General features: G+C 68.8%; 22 protein-coding genes. 8 read left to right on the top strand and 14 right to left on the bottom strand.

All coding sequences use genetic code 11. The features are described 5' to 3' along the window. The 11 genes from nuoK to ACFOW8_RS25540 form a co-directional block, all read right to left on the bottom strand. Positions 1-300 carry an NADH-quinone oxidoreductase subunit NuoK gene (nuoK, locus tag ACFOW8_RS25490; RefSeq protein WP_110039915.1) on the bottom strand — a complete coding sequence of 100 codons (300 nt, stop codon included), beginning with the start codon at positions 298-300 and terminating at the stop codon, positions 1-3. Next, positions 297-1,112, bottom strand: a complete 816-nt coding sequence (locus ACFOW8_RS25495) for an NADH-quinone oxidoreductase subunit J (RefSeq protein ID WP_378554026.1) — start codon at positions 1,110-1,112, stop codon at positions 297-299. Before ACFOW8_RS25495 ends, nuoK begins: the two co-directional genes overlap by 4 nt. Continuing rightward, positions 1,109-2,863, bottom strand: a complete 1,755-nt coding sequence (nuoH, locus tag ACFOW8_RS25500) for an NADH-quinone oxidoreductase subunit NuoH (RefSeq protein WP_378554027.1) — start codon at positions 2,861-2,863, stop codon at positions 1,109-1,111. Before nuoH ends, ACFOW8_RS25495 begins: the two co-directional genes overlap by 4 nt. Continuing rightward, positions 2,856-5,315 (bottom strand): NADH-quinone oxidoreductase subunit G, encoded by a 2,460-nt coding sequence (locus ACFOW8_RS25505; protein ID WP_378554028.1) that lies wholly within the window; start codon positions 5,313-5,315, stop codon positions 2,856-2,858. Before ACFOW8_RS25505 ends, nuoH begins: the two co-directional genes overlap by 8 nt. Further along, complete coding sequence (gene nuoF, locus ACFOW8_RS25510) at positions 5,312-6,634, bottom strand: NADH-quinone oxidoreductase subunit NuoF (RefSeq protein ID WP_378554029.1); 1,323 nt, start codon at positions 6,632-6,634, stop codon at positions 5,312-5,314. Before nuoF ends, ACFOW8_RS25505 begins: the two co-directional genes overlap by 4 nt. A gap of 1 nt (position 6,635) precedes the next feature. Next, complete coding sequence (nuoE, locus tag ACFOW8_RS25515; RefSeq protein WP_378554030.1) at positions 6,636-7,352, bottom strand: NADH-quinone oxidoreductase subunit NuoE; 717 nt, start codon at positions 7,350-7,352, stop codon at positions 6,636-6,638. Next, a complete protein-coding gene (nuoD, locus tag ACFOW8_RS25520) occupies positions 7,349-8,662 on the bottom strand; it encodes an NADH dehydrogenase (quinone) subunit D (RefSeq protein WP_378554031.1) in 1,314 nt (437 codons plus the stop codon). Before nuoD ends, nuoE begins: the two co-directional genes overlap by 4 nt. Further along, positions 8,662-9,417: an NADH-quinone oxidoreductase subunit C gene (locus tag ACFOW8_RS25525; protein WP_378554032.1), complete on the bottom strand. Its 756-nt coding sequence runs from the start codon at positions 9,415-9,417 to the stop codon at positions 8,662-8,664. Before ACFOW8_RS25525 ends, nuoD begins: the two co-directional genes overlap by 1 nt. Next, complete coding sequence (locus ACFOW8_RS25530) at positions 9,414-9,968, bottom strand: NuoB/complex I 20 kDa subunit family protein (RefSeq protein WP_378554034.1); 555 nt, start codon at positions 9,966-9,968, stop codon at positions 9,414-9,416. The genes ACFOW8_RS25525 and ACFOW8_RS25530 overlap by 4 nt, the downstream gene beginning before the upstream one ends. A 10-nt stretch (positions 9,969-9,978) precedes the next feature. Continuing rightward, the gene (locus ACFOW8_RS25535; RefSeq protein ID WP_378554035.1) at positions 9,979-10,359 is read right to left on the bottom strand and encodes an NADH-quinone oxidoreductase subunit A; all 381 of its coding nucleotides are present in this window, start codon (positions 10,357-10,359) and stop codon (positions 9,979-9,981) included. 371 nt (positions 10,360-10,730) lie between these two features. After that, positions 10,731-11,132, bottom strand: coding sequence for an Rv3143 family two-component system response regulator (locus ACFOW8_RS25540; RefSeq protein WP_378554037.1), 402 nt, complete (start codon positions 11,130-11,132; stop codon positions 10,731-10,733). Between the two features lie 178 nt (positions 11,133-11,310). On the opposite strand from ACFOW8_RS25540, the gene ACFOW8_RS25545 reads away from it, so the two are divergent. Continuing rightward, positions 11,311-12,150, top strand: coding sequence for a TIGR02452 family protein (locus ACFOW8_RS25545; RefSeq protein WP_378554038.1), 840 nt, complete (start codon positions 11,311-11,313; stop codon positions 12,148-12,150). A 3-nt stretch (positions 12,151-12,153) separates the two neighbouring features. Here ACFOW8_RS25545 and ACFOW8_RS25550 read toward each other — a convergent pair whose 3' ends face one another. Further along, positions 12,154-13,035, bottom strand: coding sequence for a LysR family transcriptional regulator (locus ACFOW8_RS25550; RefSeq protein WP_378554039.1), 882 nt, complete (start codon positions 13,033-13,035; stop codon positions 12,154-12,156). 125 nt (positions 13,036-13,160) lie between these two features. Here ACFOW8_RS25550 and ACFOW8_RS25555 point away from each other — a divergent pair, with 125 nt between their 5' ends. The 5 genes from ACFOW8_RS25555 to ACFOW8_RS25575 are packed head-to-tail and all read left to right on the top strand — an operon-like array spanning position 13,161 to position 18,002. Beyond that, positions 13,161-14,603, top strand: a complete 1,443-nt coding sequence (locus tag ACFOW8_RS25555) for a form I ribulose bisphosphate carboxylase large subunit (protein ID WP_378554041.1) — start codon at positions 13,161-13,163, stop codon at positions 14,601-14,603. Positions 14,604-14,612: 9 nt separating this feature from the next. After that, on the top strand, positions 14,613-15,035 hold the full coding sequence (locus tag ACFOW8_RS25560; RefSeq protein WP_378554042.1) for a ribulose bisphosphate carboxylase small subunit: 423 nt from the start codon (positions 14,613-14,615) through the stop codon (positions 15,033-15,035). Further along, positions 15,025-16,038 carry an AAA family ATPase gene (locus ACFOW8_RS25565; RefSeq protein ID WP_378554043.1) on the top strand — a complete coding sequence of 338 codons (1,014 nt, stop codon included), beginning with the start codon at positions 15,025-15,027 and terminating at the stop codon, positions 16,036-16,038. The genes ACFOW8_RS25560 and ACFOW8_RS25565 overlap by 11 nt, the downstream gene beginning before the upstream one ends. After that, complete coding sequence (locus tag ACFOW8_RS25570) at positions 16,023-17,111, top strand: class 1 fructose-bisphosphatase (RefSeq protein ID WP_378554044.1); 1,089 nt, start codon at positions 16,023-16,025, stop codon at positions 17,109-17,111. Before ACFOW8_RS25565 ends, ACFOW8_RS25570 begins: the two co-directional genes overlap by 16 nt. Before the next feature lie 12 nt (positions 17,112-17,123). Continuing rightward, on the top strand, positions 17,124-18,002 hold the full coding sequence (locus ACFOW8_RS25575; RefSeq protein ID WP_378554045.1) for a phosphoribulokinase: 879 nt from the start codon (positions 17,124-17,126) through the stop codon (positions 18,000-18,002). Here ACFOW8_RS25575 and ACFOW8_RS25580 read toward each other — a convergent pair whose 3' ends face one another. Both ACFOW8_RS25580 and dinB read right to left on the bottom strand, forming a co-directional pair. Then, the gene (locus ACFOW8_RS25580) at positions 18,003-18,359 is read right to left on the bottom strand and encodes a PLDc N-terminal domain-containing protein (RefSeq protein WP_378554047.1); all 357 of its coding nucleotides are present in this window, start codon (positions 18,357-18,359) and stop codon (positions 18,003-18,005) included. A gap of 109 nt (positions 18,360-18,468) precedes the next feature. After that, on the bottom strand, positions 18,469-19,704 hold the full coding sequence (gene dinB, locus ACFOW8_RS25585) for a DNA polymerase IV (RefSeq protein ID WP_378554048.1): 1,236 nt from the start codon (positions 19,702-19,704) through the stop codon (positions 18,469-18,471). A gap of 77 nt (positions 19,705-19,781) precedes the next feature. On the opposite strand from dinB, the gene ACFOW8_RS25590 reads away from it, so the two are divergent. Beyond that, entirely contained in the window at positions 19,782-20,183 is a 402-nt protein-coding gene (locus tag ACFOW8_RS25590) for a BlaI/MecI/CopY family transcriptional regulator (RefSeq protein WP_378554049.1), read from the top strand. Positions 20,184-20,250: 67 nt separating this feature from the next. After that, positions 20,251-21,363 (top strand): winged helix DNA-binding domain-containing protein, encoded by a 1,113-nt coding sequence (locus tag ACFOW8_RS25595; RefSeq protein ID WP_378554050.1) that lies wholly within the window; start codon positions 20,251-20,253, stop codon positions 21,361-21,363. Positions 21,364-21,389: the final 26 nt, after the last annotated feature.

Below are 21,389 nucleotides of genomic sequence, written 5' to 3' on the forward strand. Positions count from 1 at the left end.
TCAGAACTTCAGCAGGTTGGCGTCGTCGACCGAGGTCGACCGGCGGGCACGGAAGATCGTCATGATGATGGCCAGGCCGACCACGACCTCGGCGGCGGCGACGACCATGGTGAAGAAGGCGATCACCTGGCCGTCGAGGTTGCTGTGCAGCCGTGCGAAGGTGACGAAGGCCAGGTTCACCGCGTTGAGCATCAGCTCGATACACATGAACACCACGATGGCGTTGCGGCGCAACAGCACTCCCGCGGCGCCGATGGTGAACAACAGCGCGGACAGGAACAGGTAGTTCTCGGGGTTCACCGGGTGCCTTCCTCGTCGGCCGTCGGGGTGACGTCGCTGCTTGCGCCGACCGAGAGCGCGGCCGCCTCGGTGTGGGCGCGGGTGCGGCGGTGGCGCAGGATCGTGCTCACCGACAGTTCGGCGAAGCTGCCGTCGGGGAGCTGAGCGGGACTGTCGACGGCGTTGTGCCGTGCGTACACGCCCGGGGTCGGTTGCGGGGTGGCCCTTGCTCCGGCGGTGCGGAACCGGTCGCGGGAGAGCTCACGCTGGCCGCGGCGCGGGGTGAACTGTTCGCGGTGGGCCAGCACCATCGCGCCGATGGTGGCGGTGATCAGCAGCGCGCCGGTGAGTTCGAACGCCCACACGTACCGCAGGAAGATCAGTTCGGCCAGCTCGGCTATCACGTCGCGACCGCCGAAACCGGTGGCGGGATAGCCGGTTCCGGTGCCGCGGAGAGCCGCGCCGATGCCGCCGATGAGCAGCAACCCGAAACCGACACCGACCACGGCGCCGGCGATGCGCTGGCCGCGCAGCGTTTCGCGCAGCGATTCCGCGGAGTCGACGCCGACGAGCATCAGCACGAACAGGAACAGCATCATCACCGCGCCGGTGTAGACGACGATCTGCACGACGCCGAGGAACAGGGCGCCCTGGGCGATGTAGAACACGGCGAGCGCGATCATGGTGGCGGCCAGGCACAGTGCGGAATGCACGGCCTTGGCGGCGGTCACCATGCCGAGCGCGCCGAGTACCGCGATCGGGGCGAGCACCCAGAACAGCACGGCTTCGCCGGTGGCGGTGGCGGGGATGTCGGCGGCGAGCAGGGTGGTCATCGCAGGACCTCTTCCGACGTGGTGGGGCGGACCTGGCCCAGGTAGTAGTCGGCCTCGTCGGTGCCGGGTGCCATCGCGTGCGGCGGGGCGACCATCCCGTCCTGCAGGGGCGCGAGCAGGCGGTCCTTCTCGTAGATGAGGTCGGCGCGGTTGTCGTCGGTCATCTCGTAGTCGTTGGTCATGGTCAGCGCGCGGGTCGGGCACGCTTCGATGCACAGACCACAGCCGATGCAGCGCAGGTAGTTGATCTGGTAGACGCGGCCGTATCGCTCGCCGGGGGAGAAACGTTCCTCGTCGGTGTTGTCGGCGCCCTCGACGAAGATGGCGTCGGCGGGGCAGGCCCACGCGCACAGTTCGCAGCCGATGCATTTCTCCAGCCCGTCGGCGTACCGGTTGAGCTGGTGGCGGCCGTGATAGCGCGGCGCGGTCGGCACCTTCTCCTCGGGGTAGGACTCGGTGTTGGGCTTTTTGAACATGGTGGCCGCGGTCACGGCGAAACCGGCCAGCGGCTCGAACACCCCGACCTCGGCGTCGTCGACCGAGGGCCGGGTCGGCATCGGCGGTACCGGGAAGCCGAGGAACACCGCGGATTTCGCGGGTTCGGGCGGCAGCGGTGGCAGGCCCTTGGACCGGCCGGAGCGCAGGAACATCGCGATCATGGCGGCGGTGATGATCACCCCGGTGGTCACCAGGATCGCGGTCTGGCCGCCGATGCCCTCGATCTCGAGGACGCGGGCGGTGGCCACGATCATCACCCACACCAGCGAGGCGGGGATGAGCAGTTTCCAGCCGAGGTTCATGAACTGGTCGTAGCGCAGCCGGGGCAGGGTGCCGCGCAGCCAGACGAACACGAACAGGAACGTCCACACCTTGAGGGTGAACCACAGCAGCGGCCACCAGCCGGAGTTGGCGCCTTCCCACAGGCTGATCGGGAAGGGTGCCCGCCAGCCGCCGAGGAACAGGGTGGTCGCCAGCGCCGACACCGTCGCCATGTTGACGTATTCGGCGAGCATGAACATCGCGAACTTCAGCGAGGAGTACTCGGTGTGGAACCCGCCGACGAGTTCGCCTTCGGCCTCGGGCAGGTCGAACGGTGCCCGATTGGTCTCGCCGACCATCGCCACGCAGTAGATCAGGAACGACGGCAGCAGCAGGAACACATACCAGGTGCCCTCCTGGGCGGTGACGATCCCGGAGGTGGCCATGGTGCCCGACAGCAGGAACACCGTGGCGAAGGTCAACGCCATCGCGATCTCGTAGGAGATCACCTGCGCGGTCGAGCGCAGACCACCCAGCAGCGGATAGGTCGAGCCCGACGACCAGCCGGCGAGCACGATGCCGTACACGCCGATGGAGGTGATGGCCAGGATGTAGAGCACCGCGACCGGCATATCGGTGAGCTGCAGGGCGGTGGTGTGGCCGAAGATCGACACCTCGGGGCCCATCGGGATCACCGCGAACGCCATGAAGGCCGGGATCACCGAGATGATCGGGGCGATGACGAAGATCGGCTTGTCCACGATGGCGGGGACGATGTCTTCCTTGAGCGCCATCTTCACGCCGTCGGCGATGGACTGCAGCATGCCGCCGGGCCCGACCCGGTTGGGGCCCTTGCGCATCTGCATCCACGCGACGACCTTGCGTTCGGCGTAGACCGCGATGAGCGGCACCAGCATCAGGTACACGAACACGCCGAGTGCCTTGAGCACCACCAGCCACAGCGGGTCGGTGCCGAACACGGTTTCACTCATGGCGGTGTTCCTTCATCCTGTCGTCGGCGCGGCGCAGGCGCACCACGGCGCCTGGCGTCACGCCGAGGGTGGCGGCGACGGTGCTGCCCACCGAGTGCAGCGGCAGCCAGACGACCCGATCGGGCAGGTCGGTGATCATCAGCGGCAGCGTGATCTCGCCGCGGTCGGTGGCGACGATGACCCGGTCGGCCTCGTCGGCTTCGATCTCGGCGGCGGTGGCTGCGGACAGCCGGACCACCGGGGGCCGGGCGATGCCTGCGAGGTTGGGTTCGCCGTCCTGCATGCGGCCCGCGTCGAGCAGCATGCGCCAGCCTGCGAGCACCGCGGTGCCGGGTCCGGGGACGGGGCGGGTCTGGCTGGAATGTTCGGGGGCCGAGATCGGTTCGCCGGTCCAGGCGCCGAGCGCGTCGAGTTCGGTGCGGGCGGCGGCGTGGTCGGGCAGGTCGATGGGGACGCCGAGCTCGGCGGCGAGCCCGTGCAGGACGCGCAGGTCCGACAGTGGCGCGGCGACCCGGCGGGTGGTGTCCAGCGGTGCCGCGGTGAACGGGCGCGGCCTGCCCTCCCAGGTGCGGAAGGTGCCGGACTTGGTGATGACGGAGGCGACCGGGAACACCACGTCGGCGCGTTCGGTGACGGCGCTGTGGCGCAGTTCCAGGCTCACCACGAACCGGGCCGCGTCGATGGCGGCGATGGCGGCGGCCGGGTCGGGCAGGTCGGCTGGATCGACACCACCGATGACCAGCGCGCCGAGTTGCCCGGCGGCGGCGAGGATGCCTGCGGTGTCACGGCCGAGGGTGACGGGGAGCTCACCGCTGTGCCACCGGTGCCGGACCTGTTGGCGCGCGGCCGGATCGACGACCGGCCTGCCGCCGGGCAGCAGGTTCGGCATGGCGCCTGCTTCGAGGGCGCCACGCTCACCGGCCCGGCGCGGAACCCAGGCGAGTTCGGCACCGGTGCGGTCGGCGAGCCGTGCCACGGCGGACAGCGCGCCGGGACTGCCGGCGAGACGTTCACCGGCCATGATGACCGCGCCGGGGGTCCGCAGCAGCGACCGCAGTTCGGTGGCGTCGGCGCCGGTGTCGGCGGCGATGGCGTCGAGTACGTCGGCTTCTCCGCACGGCGGGGTCTGGATCAGCGCACCCGAGAGGCGTTCGAGGCCGCGCGAGGCGAACGGCGCCAGCGACACGACCCGCAGCCCGCGCGACCGGACGGCCTTGCGCAGCCGGAGGTAGACGATCGGGGATTCCTCTTCGGGCTCGAAGCCCACCAGCAGCACCACGGGGGCGGCGGTGAGCGCGGCATAGTCGACCCGCACGCCCTGACCGGCGATGCGGGCGGCGAGGAAGCGTTCCTCTTCCTCGGAGTGCACCCGGCTGCGGAAGTCGATGTCGTTGGTAGCGAGCACCATCCGCGCGAACTTGCCGTAGGCGTAGGCCTCTTCCTCGGTGACCCGGCCGCCGACGAGGACACCGGCATTGCCGATGGCGGCGCGCAACCCGGTGGCGGCGGCGGCGAACGCTTCCGGCCACGAGGCCGGGGCGAGAACACCGTCCCAGCCACGGACCAGCGGGGTGGTGAGCCGGTCGCGTTCGGTGGCGTAGGCGAAGGCCCAGCGGCCCTTGTCGCAGTTCCATTCCTCGTTGACCTGTGGGTCGTCACCGGCCAGGCGCCGCAGGACCTTGCCGCGTCGATGATCGGTGCGCTGGGCGCAGCCCGCGGCGCAGTGCTCGCACACACTGGGCGTGGAGACCAGGTCGAACGGGCGGGCCCGGAACCGGTACGCGGTGCCGGTGAGCGCGCCGACGGGGCAGATCTGCACGGTGTTGCCGGAGAAGTAGGAGTCGAGCGGTTCGGCCTGGGCGGTGCCGACCTGTTGCAGCGCGCCACGATCCATCAGTTCGATGAAGGGGTCACCGGCGACCTGCTGGGAGAACCGGGTACAGCGCGCGCACAGCACACACCGTTCCCGGTCGAGCAGCACCGCCGAGGACAGCGGGATCGGTTTCGGGTAGGTGCGTTTCTGCCCGTCGAAGCGGGATTCGGCACTGCCGGTCGACATCGCCTGGTTCTGCAGCGGGCATTCGCCGCCCTTGTCGCAGACCGGGCAGTCCAGCGGGTGGTTGATCAGCAGTAGTTCCATCACGCCGCGTTGCGCCTTCTCGGCGACTGGCGAGCTGACTTGGGTGCGCACGACCATGCCGTCGGTGACCGGAATCGTGCAGGAGGCGACGGGCTTTCGCTGCCCTTCCACCTCCACCAGGCACTGTCGGCACGCGCCGACGGGGTCGAGCAGTGGATGGTCGCAGAAGCGGGGGATCTGGACGCCGATGAGTTCGGCGGCGCGGATGAGCAGGGTGCCGACCGGCACCTGGACGGTGGTGTCGTCGATGGTGACGGTGACCAGGTCGGCGGGTGTCACCTCACTGCTGCTCCCCGGAGCGATCGCGGTCATCGGTTCCCCTTTCCTGTGGCCCACACCGTGGCCTGGGCCGGATCGAACGGGCAGCCGCCGCGGCGCTGATGCTCGAGGTATTCGTCGCGGAAGTACTTCAGCGAGGAGAAGATCGGGCTGGCCGCGCCGTCGCCGAGCGCGCAGAACGATTTGCCGTTGATGTTGTCGGCGATGTCGGCGAGCTTGTCCAGATCGGCTTCGGTGCCCTGACCGGCTTCGAGCCTGTGCAACAGCTGGACGAGCCAGTAGGTGCCCTCCCGGCACGGAGTGCATTTGCCGCAGGATTCGTGGGCGTAGAACTCGGTCCAGCGCAGCACCGCCCGTACCACGCAGGTGGTCTCGTCGAAGATCTGTAATGCCTTGGTGCCCAACATGGATCCGGCGGCGGCGACCCCTTCGTAATCGAGCGCGACATCGAGGTGCTCGGCGGTGAAGAGGGGGGTCGACGATCCGCCGGGGGTCCAGAATTTGAGCGTGTGACCGGCCCGGATACCGCCCGCGTAGCCGAGCAGCTCACGCAGGGTGATGCCGAGCGGCGCCTCGTACTGGCCGGGTCTGGTGACATGGCCCGACAGCGAGTACAGGGTGAATCCGGGGGATTTCTCGCTGCCCATCGACCGGAACCATTCGGTGCCGTTGCGCAGGATCGACGGCACGCTGGCGATGGACTCCACATTGTTGACCACGGTCGGGCACGCGTACAGGCCGGCGACGGCGGGGAACGGGGGTCGCAGCCGGGGCTGGCCGCGCCTGCCTTCCAGCGAGTCGAGCAGGGCGGTTTCCTCGCCGCAGATGTAGGCACCGGCCCCGGCGTGCACGACGAGTTCCAGGTCGAATCCGGAGCCGAGGATGTTCTGGCCCAGATAGCCCGCCGCGTACGCTTCGGCGACGGCGGCCTGTAGCCGGCGCAGCACCGGGACGACCTCGCCGCGCACGTAGATGAACGCGGTGGCCGCGCGGATCGCGTAGGCCGCGATCACTACGCCTTCGATGAGGGTGTGCGGGGTGGCCAGCATCAACGGAATGTCTTTGCAGGTACCCGGTTCGGATTCGTCGGCGTTGACGACGAGATAGTGCGGTTTCGTTGTCCCGTCGGGGCCGGGGCCCTGCGGGATGAACGACCACTTCATGCCGGTGGGGAAGCCGGCGCCGCCGCGTCCGCGCAGCCCGGCGTCCTTGACGGTGGTGATCACCTCGTCGGGTGGCAGGCGCAGCGCGGCGCGCAGGCCCTCGTAGCCGCCGGTGGCGAGGTAGCTGTCCAGGGTCCACGATCGCGGCGTGGCCCAGTGCTGACTGAGGACGGGCGTGAGGGTGGTCATCTCAGGCCCCCTCGCCGGTCGGATCGTGTTCGGCTGCGGCGGCATCGAGGCCGGCCAGCGTGGCCGGGCCCGGCGCGCCGTCGTTGGCGCCGGGGCGCTCGTCGGGGAAACCGGCGAGGATGCGGGCGGTCTCGCGGAACGTGCACAGCGGCGCGCCGCGGGTGGGCCGCACTCGGTGACCGGCGCGCAGCGCGTCGGTGATCTCGCGCGCGGAGTCGGGCGTCTGGTTGTCGAAGAACTCCCAGTTCACCATCATCACCGGCGCGTAGTCGCAGGCCGCGTTGCATTCGACGTGTTCGAGGGTGATGGCGCCGTCGGGGGTGGTCTCGCCGTGCCCGATGCCCAGATGTTGTTGCAGCGCCGCGTAGATGGCGTCACCGCCGAGGACCGCGCACAGGGCGTTGGTGCACACCCCGACGTGGTAGTCGCCGGTGGGGGTGCGCCGGTACATCGAATAGAAGGTGGCCACGGCGGTCACCTCGGCGGCGGTGAGGCCGACCTGTTCGGCGCAGAAATCGATCCCGGTGCCGGTGACGTATCCCTCTTCGGCCTGCACCAGATGCAGCAGCGGCAGCAGTGCCGAACGGGGATGTGGATACCTGGCCACGATGTCCTTGGCGTCCACCTCCAGCCGGGAGCGGACGTGTGGGGGATACGGTTCCGGCCGGGTGGTGAGCTGCAGCAGAATCGCTGTGCCGGAGGACTGTTCGCTGGTCATCGGTCCACTCCGCCCATCACGGGGTCGATGCTGGCGACCGCGGCGATGACGTCGGCGACCATGCCGCCCTCACACATCGCGGCCACCGCCTGCAGGTTGGTGAACGAGGGGTCGCGGTAGTGCACCCGGTAGGGGCGGGTGCTGCCGTCGCTGACCATGTGCACGCCGAGTTCGCCGCGCGGCGATTCCACCGCCACGTACACCTGGCCCGCGGGTACCCGCATGCCTTCGGTGACGAGCTTGAAGTGGTGGATCAGCGATTCCATGGAGGTGCCCATGATCTTGCCGATGTGCTCGGGCGAATTGCCGAGCCCGTCGGGGCCGAGTTTCAGATCGGCGGGCCAGGCGATCTTCTTGTCCTCGACCATCACCGGGCCAGGCCGCAACCGGTCCAGGCACTGTTCGACGATCTTGAGCGACTCCTTCATCTCCGCGACCCGGATGAGGTAGCGGCCGAAGCAGTCGCAGCCGGTGGTGGTGGGGATGTCGAACTCGTAGTTCTCGTAGCCGCAGTAGGGCGCGGTCTTGCGCAGGTCGTGCGGCAGGCCGGTGGCGCGCAGGACCGGGCCGGTGATGCCGAGCGCCATGCACCCGGTCAGGTCGAGGTAGCCGATGTCCTGGGTGCGCTTCTTCCAGATCGGGTTGGCGCTGAGCAGGTGTTCCATGTCACGCAACCGGCCCGGCATGATGTCGAGCAGTTCGCGCACCTTGGGCACGGCGTCGTCGGGCAGGTCCTGGGCGAGTCCGCCGGGCCGGATGAACGCGTGGTTCATCCGCAGGCCGGTGATCGTCTCGAACACGTCCAGGATCAGTTCGCGTTCCCGGAAGCCGAACAGCATCGGGGTGAGCGCGCCCAGCTCCATACCGCCGGTGGCCAGCGCCACCAGATGCGAGGAGATGCGGTTGAGTTCCATCAGCATGACCCGCACGACGGTCGCCCGCTCGGGGATCTGCTCGGTGATGTCGAGCAGCTTCTCCACGCCGAGGCAGTAGGCGGTCTCGTTGAAGAACGGGGACAGGTAGTCCATCCTGGTCACGAACGTGACACCCTGGGTCCAGGTGCGGAATTCGAGGTTCTTCTCGATGCCGGTGTGCAGATAGCCGATGCCGCAGCGGGCTTCGGTGACGGTCTCGCCCTCGATCTCGAGGATCAGCCGCAGCACGCCGTGGGTGGAGGGGTGCTGGGGGCCCATGTTGACGACGATGCGTTCCTCGGCGCCGCCGTCGACGACCTCGCTGACCTGGTCCCAGTCCTGGCCTGCCACGGTGACGACCTGCGGTTCGTCGCGGCGGAAATCGGTGTCGGTCATCAGCTGTAGGCCCTCCGCTCGTCGGGCGGCGGTATCCGCGCGCCCTTGTACTCCACCGGGATCCCGCCGAGCGGGTAGTCCTTGCGCTGCGGATGACCGCGCCAGTCGTCGGGCATGGTGATCCTGGTCAGCGAGGGGTGTCCGTCGAAGACGATGCCGAAGAAGTCGTAGGTCTCGCGTTCGTGCCAGTCGGTGGTGGGATACACCGAGAACAGCGAGGGGATGTGCGGATCGGCGTCGGGCGCGGATACTTCCACCCGGATCCGCCTGCTGTGGGTGATCGACATGAGGTGATACACCGCGTGCAGTTCCCGGCCGGTTTCGTCGGGATAGTGCACGCCGTTGACCCCGAGGCACAGTTCGAAGCGCAGGGAGGAGTCGTCGCGCAGGGCGCCTGCCACGTCGAGCAGGTGTTCACGGCGCACGTGCACGGTGATCTCGTCGCGGAAGACGACGATGCGTTCGATGACGGTGTCGAACGCGATGACCCGGTGGGTGAGGGCGGCGCGCAGGGTGCCGACGAAGCCGTCGAACCAGCCGCCGTAGGGCGGTGGCGTGCCCGCGGGCAGGGCGACCGGGGTGACCAGGCCGCCGTAGCCGGAGGTGTCGCCGGTGCCGCTGACACCGAACATGCCGCGGCGGGTGCCGATCACCTCGTCCTCGGGAGGTGCCGGTGGCTTCGACGGTGCCGGGGTGTCGTCGGGAATGCCTTGTCCGGCCGGGCTGTCGGCGTCGTCGGGGGCGTCGAAGGTCATCGCAGCAGGCCCTCCATCCGGATGGTCGGGGTGCTGGCCAGCGCGGCCTGCTCGGCGGCCCGGACGGCTTCCTCGCGGTTGACGCCCAGCGGCATCTCGGCGATCTTGGCGTGCAGCGCGAGGATCGCGTTGAGCAGCATCTCCGGGCGTGGCGGGCAGCCGGGCAGGTAGATGTCGACGGGCACGACGTGGTCGACGCCCTGCACGATCGCGTAGTTGTTGAACATGCCGCCCGAGGAGGCGCAGACGCCCATGGCCAGTACCCATTTGGGTTCGGTCATCTGGTCGTAGACCTGGCGCAGCACCGGGGCCATCTTCTGGCTCACCCTGCCTGCCACGATCATCAGATCGGCTTGGCGGGGGGAGGCGCGGAAGGCTTCCATGCCGAAGCGGGCGATGTCGAATCGTCCGGCGCCGGTGGCCATCATCTCGATCGCGCAGCAGGCCAGCCCGAACGTGGCGGGCCACAGCGAGCCCTTGCGCAGGTAGCCGGCGAAATCCTCGACCGTGCTCAGCAGGAACCCGCTGGGCAGTTTCTCTTCGAGACCCATTATTTCCCACTCATTCCCAGCTGAGGCCGCCGCGCCGCCACTCGTAGGCGTAGGCGACCGACACATTGACGATGAACAGCGCCATCGCGGCGAGCCCGAACAGGCCGAGTGCGTCGAAGTGCACAGCCCACGGGTAGAGGAACACGATCTCGATGTCGAAGATGATGAACAGCATCGCCGTGAGGTAGTACTTCACCGGAAAGCGCTGTCCCGTAGCGTTTCCCGGACCACCCGCGATGGCGTGCGGTGTCGGTTCGATCCCGCATTCGTAGGGTTCCAGTTTGGCCCGGTTGGCGCGCTTCGGGCCGACCAGCGCCGCCATGACGACGGAGAACACCGCGAACGCCGCGGCGATAGCGCCGAGTACGAGCGCGGGTACCTCGATATTCACGACTGCACTTCCCCTCCTCGCTGGAGCAGGTCGAGCCGAGTGGCCCGGCCGCGAACGGCAGCTGCCGCGAGACGGGCCGACATCGTTGTCCGCCGAACGGGGCTCGCGCATGGCCGTGCAGCGATGACGGAGCGTGATACCGATACCCGCGCTCGTGTGAGCTAGAGCACAGACTACCGCCGTCAGCGGGGTGCACCCGCCGTTTCCGGGGTGCCCTTTGATCGATTTCGGTACCGCGATTCATGAGCGATCCGGGGGTAATCCAGGATCGGCGCAGCACCGTGAACCACTGGTGTTACCAGTGGTGATAGACAGATCTGCGTGACGCGGACTATCCGAGGGAACAGGACGATGCCCGTCGGGGCCTTCGATCAGCGGGCGAGCAGGATTCCCGCGACCGCGTTGGTGAGCTGCATCGGGTCGATCGGGTGCGAGACCGCGGCCTCGGCGCGCGACCAGTTCGCCAGCCAGGCGTCATCGGGCCTGCCGGTGAGCACCACCAGCGGCGGGCACCGGTCGATCTCGTCCTTGAGCTGCTTGGCGATACCCAGGCCGCCGACGGGCGCGGATTCCCCGTCCAGGATCGCCAGGTCGACTCCGCCCGCGTCCATCTGCTCGATGACCACCGGCGCGGTGGCGACCTCGAAGAAATCGAGTTCGGGCAGATCGGCGCGCGGCTTACGCCCCAACGCCAGGATCACCTGTTGCCTGGTGTCGGCGTCGTTGCTGTAGACCAGCACACGCAGCGGAGTGGAACCCTTCGATTCGGCCACGCTCGGATCGTACGTCCGCCGGGCCACCTGGCGTGGCAGGTTCGCCGGATCGGTGAGTTGGCCTGCGAGGCAATCGAGCCCGCCGCGCGGTGGTGGGTCGCCGCGGCGATCCTTGGTTGTTGTGTTGACGACAAAAACCGATGGCGTCGGTGGGCTGCCGGATCTACTTTCATGGACGATGAAGACTGAACGACGCCACGTGGCCGTGGTGAACGAAGAGATCGCCGCGCACGGAAACTACCGGACCGCAGGCGGTGTGGCCGTCGAGATCGGTGCGGCAGTGGCCGCCGCCAGAGCCGGCACAGTGTCCTACACACCACCGCAGCTGGACCGGATCGTGCGCGCCCCGGCGCCGGGGGCGGGGAACCCTCGCATCGCGGTGACCGGTGAAGGGAGCGTGGCGGCCGCGCGGCGGCTGACCGTGGACGGGGCCTGCGGGCGGATCGGGGTGCTGAACTTCGCGTCGGCGCGGAATCCGGGCGGTGGGTACCTCGGGGGCGCGCGAGCGCAGGAGGAAGACCTGTGTCGCAGCGCGTTGCTCTACACCTGCCTCCTCGCGGCGCCGGACTACTATGCCGCACACCGCACTTCGAGCGACCCGGCCTACAGCCACCGGGTGATCGTCTCGCCCGGCGTGCCGGTGATCCGCGACGAGCGCGGGGCACTCGCCGACCCGTTTCCGGTGACGTTCCTGACCTCGCCCGCACCGAACGCCGGGGAACTTGCGCGCCGGTCAGCGGCCGTCGACGTGCGCGCGATCCTGGCCGAACGGGCCGAGCGGGTGCTCGCGGCGGCAGCCCGCCACGACGTGCGCGCGATTGTGCTCGGCGCGTGGGGTTGCGGGGTGTTCGGCAACGATCCCGCCGAGGTGGCCGCGGCCTTCGACGCGGCGCTGAGCCGGTGGGGTGCGGCCTTCGAGCACGTGGTATTCCCGGTGTGGGACCGGGCGCCGGTCTCGGCGAATCGCACGGCCTTCGAACAGCGATTCGGCGGTGCGCGGAGCACTGGCGGCGGCTGAGCGCTACGGCCCGATGGCGGCGTGGAAGGCGTCGGTTCCGGTTTCCTGTGGATCGATGAGGTGGGCGAGGAACAGTCGGGTCGCGGGGGTCGGGGTGGGGGTGGTGACGGCGTGCCAGGCGCGGTCCAGGGGGGTGCCGGGGACGTCGATGGTGCGTAGGGCGCCGGATTCGAGGTGTTCGCCGACGGCGTCGGAGTGGATCAGGGTGATGCCGAGGCCCTCGCGGGCGGCGGCGATGACGGCGCCGTGGGAACCGAGGGTGAGGGTCGGCGGGTCGATCCGGAGGCGGTCGAGCAGCGCGAAGGTGGCCTCGCGGGTGCCGGAACCGGTGCCGCGCAGCAGCCAGGTGGCGTGGCGGGGGTCGTGGTCCTGGCCTGCGCCGACGACGACGAGGGTGCTGGGGCGGCGCGCCTGGATGACCAGGTTCGCCGCGTGCGGCGGGCGGCCCGCGATCACCAGATCGGTCTCGTGGTGCTGCAGTTCGAGGAACAGCACGTCCCGCGGCTGGATCGACAGGCTCAGCTCCACGGCGGGGTAGCGGTGACGGAACGAGGCGAGCGGGCGGAGCACCACCGTTTCGCCCGCGGTGGCGACCACGCCGATCCGCAGCCTGCCCACCCCGGCCTGGCGGACCGCGGCGTGGGCTTCCTTCATCAACCCGAGGATGCCGCGGCAGTATTCGGCGTAGACGCGGCCCGCCTCGGTGAGGACGATGCCGCGGCCGGAGCGGGTGATCAGTTTGGCGCCGAGCTGCTTTTCCACGTGGGCGACCGCGGCCGACACCGCCGCCTCGGTGACATGCAGTTGCGCGGCGGCCCGCCGGATGCTGCCGAGCCGGGCCACGGCGAGGAAGGTTTCCATCCGTCCCGCACTCACCCTGCCCATTACCCGACGGTAGCAAACTCAACGTTTCGGTTGAGCGTTCCCAGAAACATTCAGATTGTTTGTCGCGGTCGCCACCCGCATCCTGTTATTCACCAGGGGCGCAGCCGATTCCAACAGGAGGAACCATGGCGGAAGAAACCGAACGGGATCGTTGGGATCCGGGTGTTCAGTCCTACGCGTCGATGGGATATTACGCACCCGACTATGTGCCGGCGGAGACCGACGTGCTCGCGGTGTTCCGGGTGACCCCGCAGCGCGGGGTCGACCCGATCGAGGCCGCGGCCGCCGTTGCGGGCGAATCCTCCACTGCCACCTGGACTGTCGTGTGGACCGACCGGCTCACCGCGCACTCGAAGTATCAGGCCAAGTGCTACCGGATCGACGAGGTGCCGGGCAGACCGGGTGAGTACTTCGCCTACATCGCCTACGATCTCGACCTTTTCGAGGAAGGGTCGATCACCAATCTCACGTCCTCGATCATCGGTAATGTGTTCGGATTCAAACCGCTGCTCGCGTTGCGGCTCGAGGACATGCGTATTCCGGTGGCCTATGTCAAGACCTTCCAGGGCCCGCCGCACGGCACGGTGATGGAACGCGAATATCTGAACAAATACGGCAGGCCGCTGCTCGGTGCGACGGTGAAACCGAAACTCGGGCTCTCGGCCCGCAATTACGGGCGGGTGATCTACGAGGCCTGCAAGGGTGGGCTCGACTTCACCAAGGACGACGAGAACATCAACTCCCAGCCGTTCATGCGCTGGCGCGACCGGTACCTGTTCGCGATGGAGGGGGTGAACCGGGCGATGGCCGAAACCGGCGAGATCAAGGGCCACTACCTCAATGTCACCGCCGCATCCATGGAGGACATGTACGAGCGGGCCGAGTTCGCCAAGGAACTCGGGTCGGTGGTGATCATGATGGACCTCACCGTCGGATACACCGCGATGCAGTCGATGTCGAAATGGGCGCGCCGCAACGGTGTGCTGCTGCACCTGCACCGGGCCGGGCATTCGACGTTCACCCGGCAGAAGACACACGGGGTGAGCTTCCGGGTGCTGGCCAAGTGGTGTCGCCTGATCGGGGTGGACCATCTGCACGCGGGCACCGTGGTGGGCAAGCTGGAAGGCGACCCGGCGACCACCCGCGGCTTCTACGACACCTTGCGGGAGAACCGCATTCCCGTCGATCCGGGCAACGGCATCTTCTTCGATCAGGACTGGGCGAGTCTGCCCGGGGTGATGCCGGTGGCCTCCGGCGGGATCCACGCGGGGCAGATGCATCAGCTGCTGGATCTGTTCGGTGACGACGTGATCCTGCAGTTCGGTGGCGGCACCATCGGGCATCCGCTGGGGATCGCGGCGGGCGCCGAAGCGAACCGGGTGGCGCTGGAGGCGATGGTCAAGGCGCGCAACGAGGGCCGCGACCTGCTGAAGGAGGGCCCCGAGGTGTTGCGGGTGGCCGCTTCGTCGTGCCGTTCCCTCGAGGTCGCGCTCGCGACCTGGGGTGATGTCACCTTCGAGTACACCTCCACCGACGCACCCGACGCGGTGCCGACGCCGAGCCTGTAGGGAGCCACCATGTATCTGCGACAGGGGACGTTCTCCTACCTGCCCGAGCTCACTGACGCCGAGATCGCGGCCCAGGTGCGCTACGCGCTGCTGAACAACTGGCCGGTGTCGATCGAATACACCGACGATCCGCACCCGCGCAACACCTACTGGGAGATGTGGGGGCTGCCGCTGTTCGATCTCGACGAACCCGACGGGGTGATGGCCGAGATCAACGCCTGCCGGGCGACATTCCCGCGCCACTACGTGCGGGTGACCGCCTACGACGCCACCTACACCAAACAGACGACGGCGCTGAGCTTCCTGGTGCAGCGGCCCGCCACCGAACCCGGTTTCGAACTGGGCCGTGCCGAGGGCGCGGATCGGCGCCAGACCTACAGCCTGCGCTCGTACGCGACCGCGCGCCCGCAGGGACAGCGGTATGGCGGCTGAGGGATCCGCGGGTGGATTCCGGTTGGCACGGCCGGGCGTCGGTGACGCCCGGCCGTCGGGCGCGCCACCGGAGGCCCCTGACGTCGAGGAACCGCTGGCCCCGGACGCGCGACTGGACCTGTCGCTGGATCTGGCTGGTCACGACGTGGATAGGACGCTGGCCGCACTCGATGCCGACCTGATCGGGCTGGCCAAGGTGAAGGAGCGGGTCCGCGAGATCGCGGCGCTGCTGCTGATCGATCGGGCACGGCGCCGTTTCGGGCTGGAGTCCTCGCGGCCGACCATGCACATGAGCTTCACCGGCGGCCCAGGCACCGGCAAGACCACGGTGGCATTGCGGATGGCGCAGATGCTGCACGCGCTCGGCTACATCCGCAAACCCAAGGTGCACACGGTGACTCGGGACGATCTGGTCGGCCAGTTCATCGGCCACACCGCACCCAAGACCAAGGAGGCGATCGCCAAGGCCGCCGGTGGCGTGCTGTTCATCGACGAGGCCTACTACCTGTTCCGGCCGGAGAACGAACGCGACTACGGGCAGGAGGTGATCGAGATCCTGCTGCAGGAAATGGAGAACGAACGGGCGAACCTGGTCGTGATCTTCGCGGGCTACCCCGACCGGATGGACCGCTTCTTCTCGGCCAATCCCGGCCTGTCGTCGCGGGTGGCCCATCATCTCGAGTTCGCCGACTACACCCACGACGAGCTGATGGGTATCGCGGAGACGATGGTGACCGTGGAGAACTTCCGGTTCGACCCGGCGGCGCGCACCGCCTTCGCCGAGTATCTGACCGCGCGGATGACGCGTCCGCGGTTCTCCAATGCCCGCAGCGTGCGCAATGCGATCGACCGGTGCCGGCTGCGGCAGGCCAAACGACTGGTGGAGGCGGGGCGGCCGCTGTCGAAGGCGGATCTGATCACGCTGTGCGACCGGGACGTGTACGGCAGCAGTGTCTTCGACGAACCGGCGGGGGAGGTGGTCGTGGCGTGCCGGATCGAATGAAGACCCTCACCAGATACACGATCGAGGAAGAACATCGGCATCCCGGTTCTTCCGGCGAGTTCTCGGCACTGGTGAACGTGGTGGCCACCGCGACGAAGATCATCGCCAATCAGGTGACCCGCGGCGCGATCGTCAGCTCGGGTGGCGACGACGAACCGGTCTCGGTGAGCAGGCGCCTCGACACGCTGACCGACGACATCATGGTGGCCCAGACCCAGTGGGCCGGGCAGCTGGCTGGGTTGCTGTCCGAGCAGCGGGCCGAGGTGGTGCCGGTGCCCGCCGCCCAGCGCCGCGGCAAGTACCTGCTGGCCTACGACGCACTGGACGGGTCGAGCAATATCGATGTGAACCTGCCGGTCGGTTCGATCTTCAGCATTCTGCGCGCGCCGCAGTCGGTGCTGGACGGGACAGCCGAGCCGGGTGCGGCGGACTTCCTGCAGCCGGGGGTGCGGCAGGTGTGCGCCGGTTTCACCCTGTACGGGCCTGCGACCATGCTGGTGCTCACCACCGGCAGTGGGGTCGACGGATTCACCCTGGATCGCGAGATCGGCGCTTTCGTGCTGACCCATCCGCGGATGCGGATCCCGGAGGACACCTCGGGTTTCGCGATCAACGCCGCCAACGAGCGGTTCTGGGAACGACCGGTGCGCCGGTATGTGCAGGAGTGTCTGGCGGGGGTCGACGGTCCGCGTGGCCGCGACTTCAACATGCGGTGGGTGGCGTCGCTGGTCGCCGACACATTCCACATTCTCACCAGGGGCGGGATGTATCTGTATCCGCGCGACACCAGGAATCCGGCGCGCCCTGGCCGGGTGTCGCTGCTGTACGGGGCCAATCCGATCGCGTTCATCGTCGAGCAGGCCGGTGGCGCCGCGAGTACCGGGCACGACCGGGTGATGTCGGTGACACCGGCCGAGGTGCATCAGCGGGTGCCGTTCGTCTTCGGTTCCCGCAACGAGGTCTTGCGCGTGGAGCGCTACCACTCGGAGCCGGACGCGGGCCCGAGTTTCGACAGTTCGTTGTTCGGGACGCGATCGCTGTTCCGTCCGGCCGAGCACGACCAGCGTAGGTAGAGGAGTGCCCCGATGTCGGTCAAGCATCCTGTTGTCGCGATCACCGGGTCCTCGGGTGCGGGCACCACGAGTGTCACCCGCACGTTCGAGGAGATCTTCCGCAGAGAGGGGATCAACGCGGTGGTGGTGGAGGGCGATTCGTTCCACCGCTACGACCGTGCGGAGATGAAGCTGGCGATGGCCGAGGCCGAGCAGCAACGCGATACGACGTTCTCCCATTTCGGGGAGGACGCGAATCTGCTGCCCGAATTGGAGACGCTGTTCCGGGAGTACGGCGAATCCGGGGTCGGGCAGGTGCGCAGATACCTGCACGACGAGGTGGAGGCGAAACCGTTCGGGCAGCCCGCCGGGACGTTCACGCCGTGGACCGATCTCGCGCCCGGCAGCGATCTGCTGTTCTACGAGGGGCTGCACGGTGCGGCGGTGACCGAGGCGGTGAACGTCGCCCGCTATACCGATCTGCTGGTGGGGGTGGTGCCGATCATCAACCTGGAGTGGATCCAGAAGGTGTACCGGGACAAGACCCATCGCGGCTATTCGAGTGAGGCGGTGATCGATACGATCCTGCGCCGGATGCCGGACTACGTGAAATACATCTGCCCGCAGTTCTCGCGGACGTACGTGAACTTTCAGCGGGTGCCGACGGTCGACACCTCGAATCCGTTCATCGCGCGCAGCATTCCGACCGCGGACGAGAGTTTCGTGGTGATCCGTTTCGCGGATCCGAAGGTGATCGATTTTCCCTATCTGCTGTCGATGCTGCACGACTCGTTCATGTCGCGCCCGAACTGCATCGTGGTGCCGGGCGGGAAGATGGACCTGGCGATGCAGTTGATCTTCACACCGCTCATTCTGCGGTTGATGGACAAGCGGCCCAAGCGGTTCGGCTGATCAGGCCCCGGTGTCCTCGTCGCGTTCGGCCTGCTGCCTGCGGGCCTCGCGGCGCTGCTGTTCGGCGCGTTCGCGCAGGCCGCGCAGGAAGGCTTCGTCGTCGTCAGGATTGGATGCCACGGCCCGGCCCGGCCGGTCGTACTCGCGATAGCGGGTGGTGGACACCGGCCGTTCGGTGCCGACGGGGCGCCCGGCGAACAGCCACAGCAGGGCGCCGACGGTAGGCACCAGCACGACCACCACGATCCAGCCCATCTTGGGCAGATGCCGGATTCCGGCGTCGGGGCTGGTGATGATGTCGACGAGGCAGTACACCCACAGGGCGAGGGTCAGGAAGCCGAGGACGGCGTAAGGCATTCGCCGACTATCCCATGCCGGGTGTTGCCCGCGCACCTCGCTCGCGGTGGGCGCGACCGTGCGGGGCTGCTGCGGCGGGAGGGTGGTTGCGCCGGTGGGCGGCGCGAGCTCAATCGGGCAGGAGCGGGACCGACAGTCCCGCACCCTTGTCGAGCAGAGCGGCGCGGGTGACGGCGGTGGAGCCGAAGCGGCGGCGCAGGTCGTCGAGCGTGGCGTCGAGCGTGTTGTCGGCGCGGGGTTGCAGCGGGAGTGTGAGCTGCATGGTGTCGGCGTCGTCGAGGTTGGTCAGGGCGAGGCCGATGAGGGTGATGCCGCGTTCGGTGATCAGCGGCTGGGCGGTGTCGAGCAGCAGCCTGGCCGCGTGTCGCAGCGCGGCGGTGGCGTCGGTTGCTTCGGCGAGGGTGTGGGAGCGGGTCGCGCGGGTGAAGTCGTCGAAGCGCAGGCGCAGGATCACGGTGCGGCAGACCCGGTCGGCGGCGCGTAGGCGGCGGCCGAGCCGGTCGGTGAGGCCGTCGAGGTAGGCGGCGAGTTCGTCGGGTTCGCGGTGGCGGCGGCCGAGCGCGCGCTGGGCACCGATCGAGCGTCTGCGTTTTCCGGTCTCCACCCGCCGCGGATCGCGGGCCGAGGCCAGGGCGAACAGGTGCCTGGCCGCGGCGGGGCCGAGGATCGCTCGCAGGTGCGGTTCGCCGAGTTCGGCCAGCTGACCGATCCGGGTGATGCCGTTGGCGTGCAGGGTGGCGGCGGTGACCTTGCCGACGCCCCATAGCCGCTCGACCGGCAGCGGGTGCAGGAACTCCAGCTCCGCACCCGGTTCCACCAGACGCAGGCCGTCGGGCTTGGCGACCGCCGAGGCCACCTTGGCCAGGAACTTGGTGCCTGCGATGCCGACCGAGATCGGCAGCCCTACCGAGCGCGCGACCTCGGCCCGTAACGTGCGGGCGATATCGATCGGCGCGCCGCGGATCCGGCGCAGCCCGCCGACGTCGAGGAACGCCTCGTCGATCGAGATCGGCTCCACGATCGGGGTGGTGTCGTGGAAGACCGCCAACACGGCCTTGCTCGCCGCGGCGTAGGCCGACATGCGCGGCGGCACCAGTACCGCGTGCGGGCACAGCCGAAGCACCTGTCCGATGTTCATCGGGGTGCGGATGCCGAAGGCCTTGGCCTCATAGCTGGCGGCCAGGACGACGCCTCCACCGACGATCACCGGTTTTCCGCGCAGCCAGGGCTGATCGCGCTGTTCGACCGAAGCGTAGAAGGAGTCGAGGTCGGCGTGCAGGATCGAGGCCTCGGTACGGGTTCGGATGCGGGGGCGGCGCCCAGCGACGGAATCGGACACGAACATATGTTCGCATCGGGGTACGACAGGTGGGTTGCCGTGCGATTGCGGTCACTGCGGGGCGTAGGGTGGGCCGGGTTCGGATGAGGACGAGGAGTTCGTGCACGGTGCGTGAGTTCGGTGAGCTCGAGGCGGTGTTGATGGACCGGCTCTGGGACCGCGATGTCGATGCCACGACGGTGCGCGAACTGTTCGAAGAGCTCGCCGCCGAACGCGATATCGCCTACACCACGGTGATGTCCACTATGGACAACCTGCATCGCAAGGGCTGGCTGGACCGGGCGCGGGAGGGCCGCGCCTACCGCTACTGGCCCACCATGACCCGCGAGCAGCACAGCGCCCGGCTCATGCACGAGGCGCTGGAGCTGGGTGGTCGCGCCGATCTGGTGCTGAGCCATTTCGTCGAGCGGATCGGCGACGACGCCTGCGACGGACTGCGCGCGGCCCTGCGGCAGGCGACCGTGCGCCGCGCCGATACCCGCTAGACCCGCGAACCTGTCGGGGCGCTCTGCTCTGATGGTGCTCCGGTCACAGCGAAAGGGGTTGCTGCGCATGTTGCGTGTCGGGTGGGATCAGGTGTTCGCGTGGCGGCTCGGGCGCCAGTTCGTCGCAGTACCGGCCGAGGGTTCGGCCACCGAGATCGCCGGGCGGCTGGCCGGCGTCCAGGCCCAGGTCGCCTCGGCGGCCGAGACCGCGGTCGCCGTGCGTACGGCCGCGCCGCGGTCCGGTGCGGTGGCCGACGCGCTGGCCGCGGGCACCCTGGTGAAGACGTGGGCGATGCGCGGCACGCTGCACGCGATGCCGCCCGCGCAGGCCGCGGCCGCGCTGTCGCTGATCGGTGCGGCGCGCACCTGGGAGAAACCGTCGTGGCAGAAGACCTTCGGTGCGACTCCCGATCAGGTCGCCGCACTCGTCGAGGTGGTCTCGGGGGTTCTCGCCGACCAGGTACTGACTCGCGACGAGCTGGTCGAGGCGGTGCTGGCCGAACCGGGCTTCGGCCATCTGGGCGAGCAGCTGCGCTCAGGCTGGGGCGCGGTGCTCAAACCGCTGGCCTGGCAGGGCGCGCTGTGCCATGGTCCGTCCCGCGGTACCAAGATCACCTTCACCCATCCCGCGCGGCTCATCCCCGGCTGGCCGGGGATCCCGGACCCGGACATCGCGGCACCGGAGTCGATCCGCGCCTACCTCGGTGCCTACGGTCCGGCCACGCCGGAGGCCTTCGACGCCTGGCTCAGCCGCAACAGCCTGCGCAAGACGCGGGTGCGTGGCTGGTTCGCCGAGCTCGGCGCCGAGCTCACCGAAGTCGACGTCGAGGGCAGAACCGGGTGGCTGCCCGCCGAACTCGCCGACGAACTCGCCGCCGCGAGACTCGACGGCGCGGTCCATCTGCTCGGGCCGTTCGACCAGTACGTGCTCGGACCCGGCACGGGCGATCCCGCGTTGCTGCCCGCGGCGCACCGCGGTCGGGTGAGCAGGGCGGCGGGGTGGATCTCGCCACTGGTACTGGTCGACGGGCGGATCTCGGGTACCTGGGAACGGATCGACGATGTCGTCGAGGTGTCGATGTTCGACTCGGGCGCCGTGCCGGAACGGGCGGTCGCGGCCGCGGTGGAGCGGGTGGCGGCGGCGCTGGGCGACACCGCGCTGACCCTGCGAATCGCCTGACACCGAACCAAGCACTTGTTAGGCTC

The sequence above is a fragment of the Nocardia rhizosphaerae genome (assembly GCF_042650365.1).
Lineage (GTDB): Bacteria > Actinomycetota > Actinomycetes > Mycobacteriales > Mycobacteriaceae > Nocardia > Nocardia rhizosphaerae.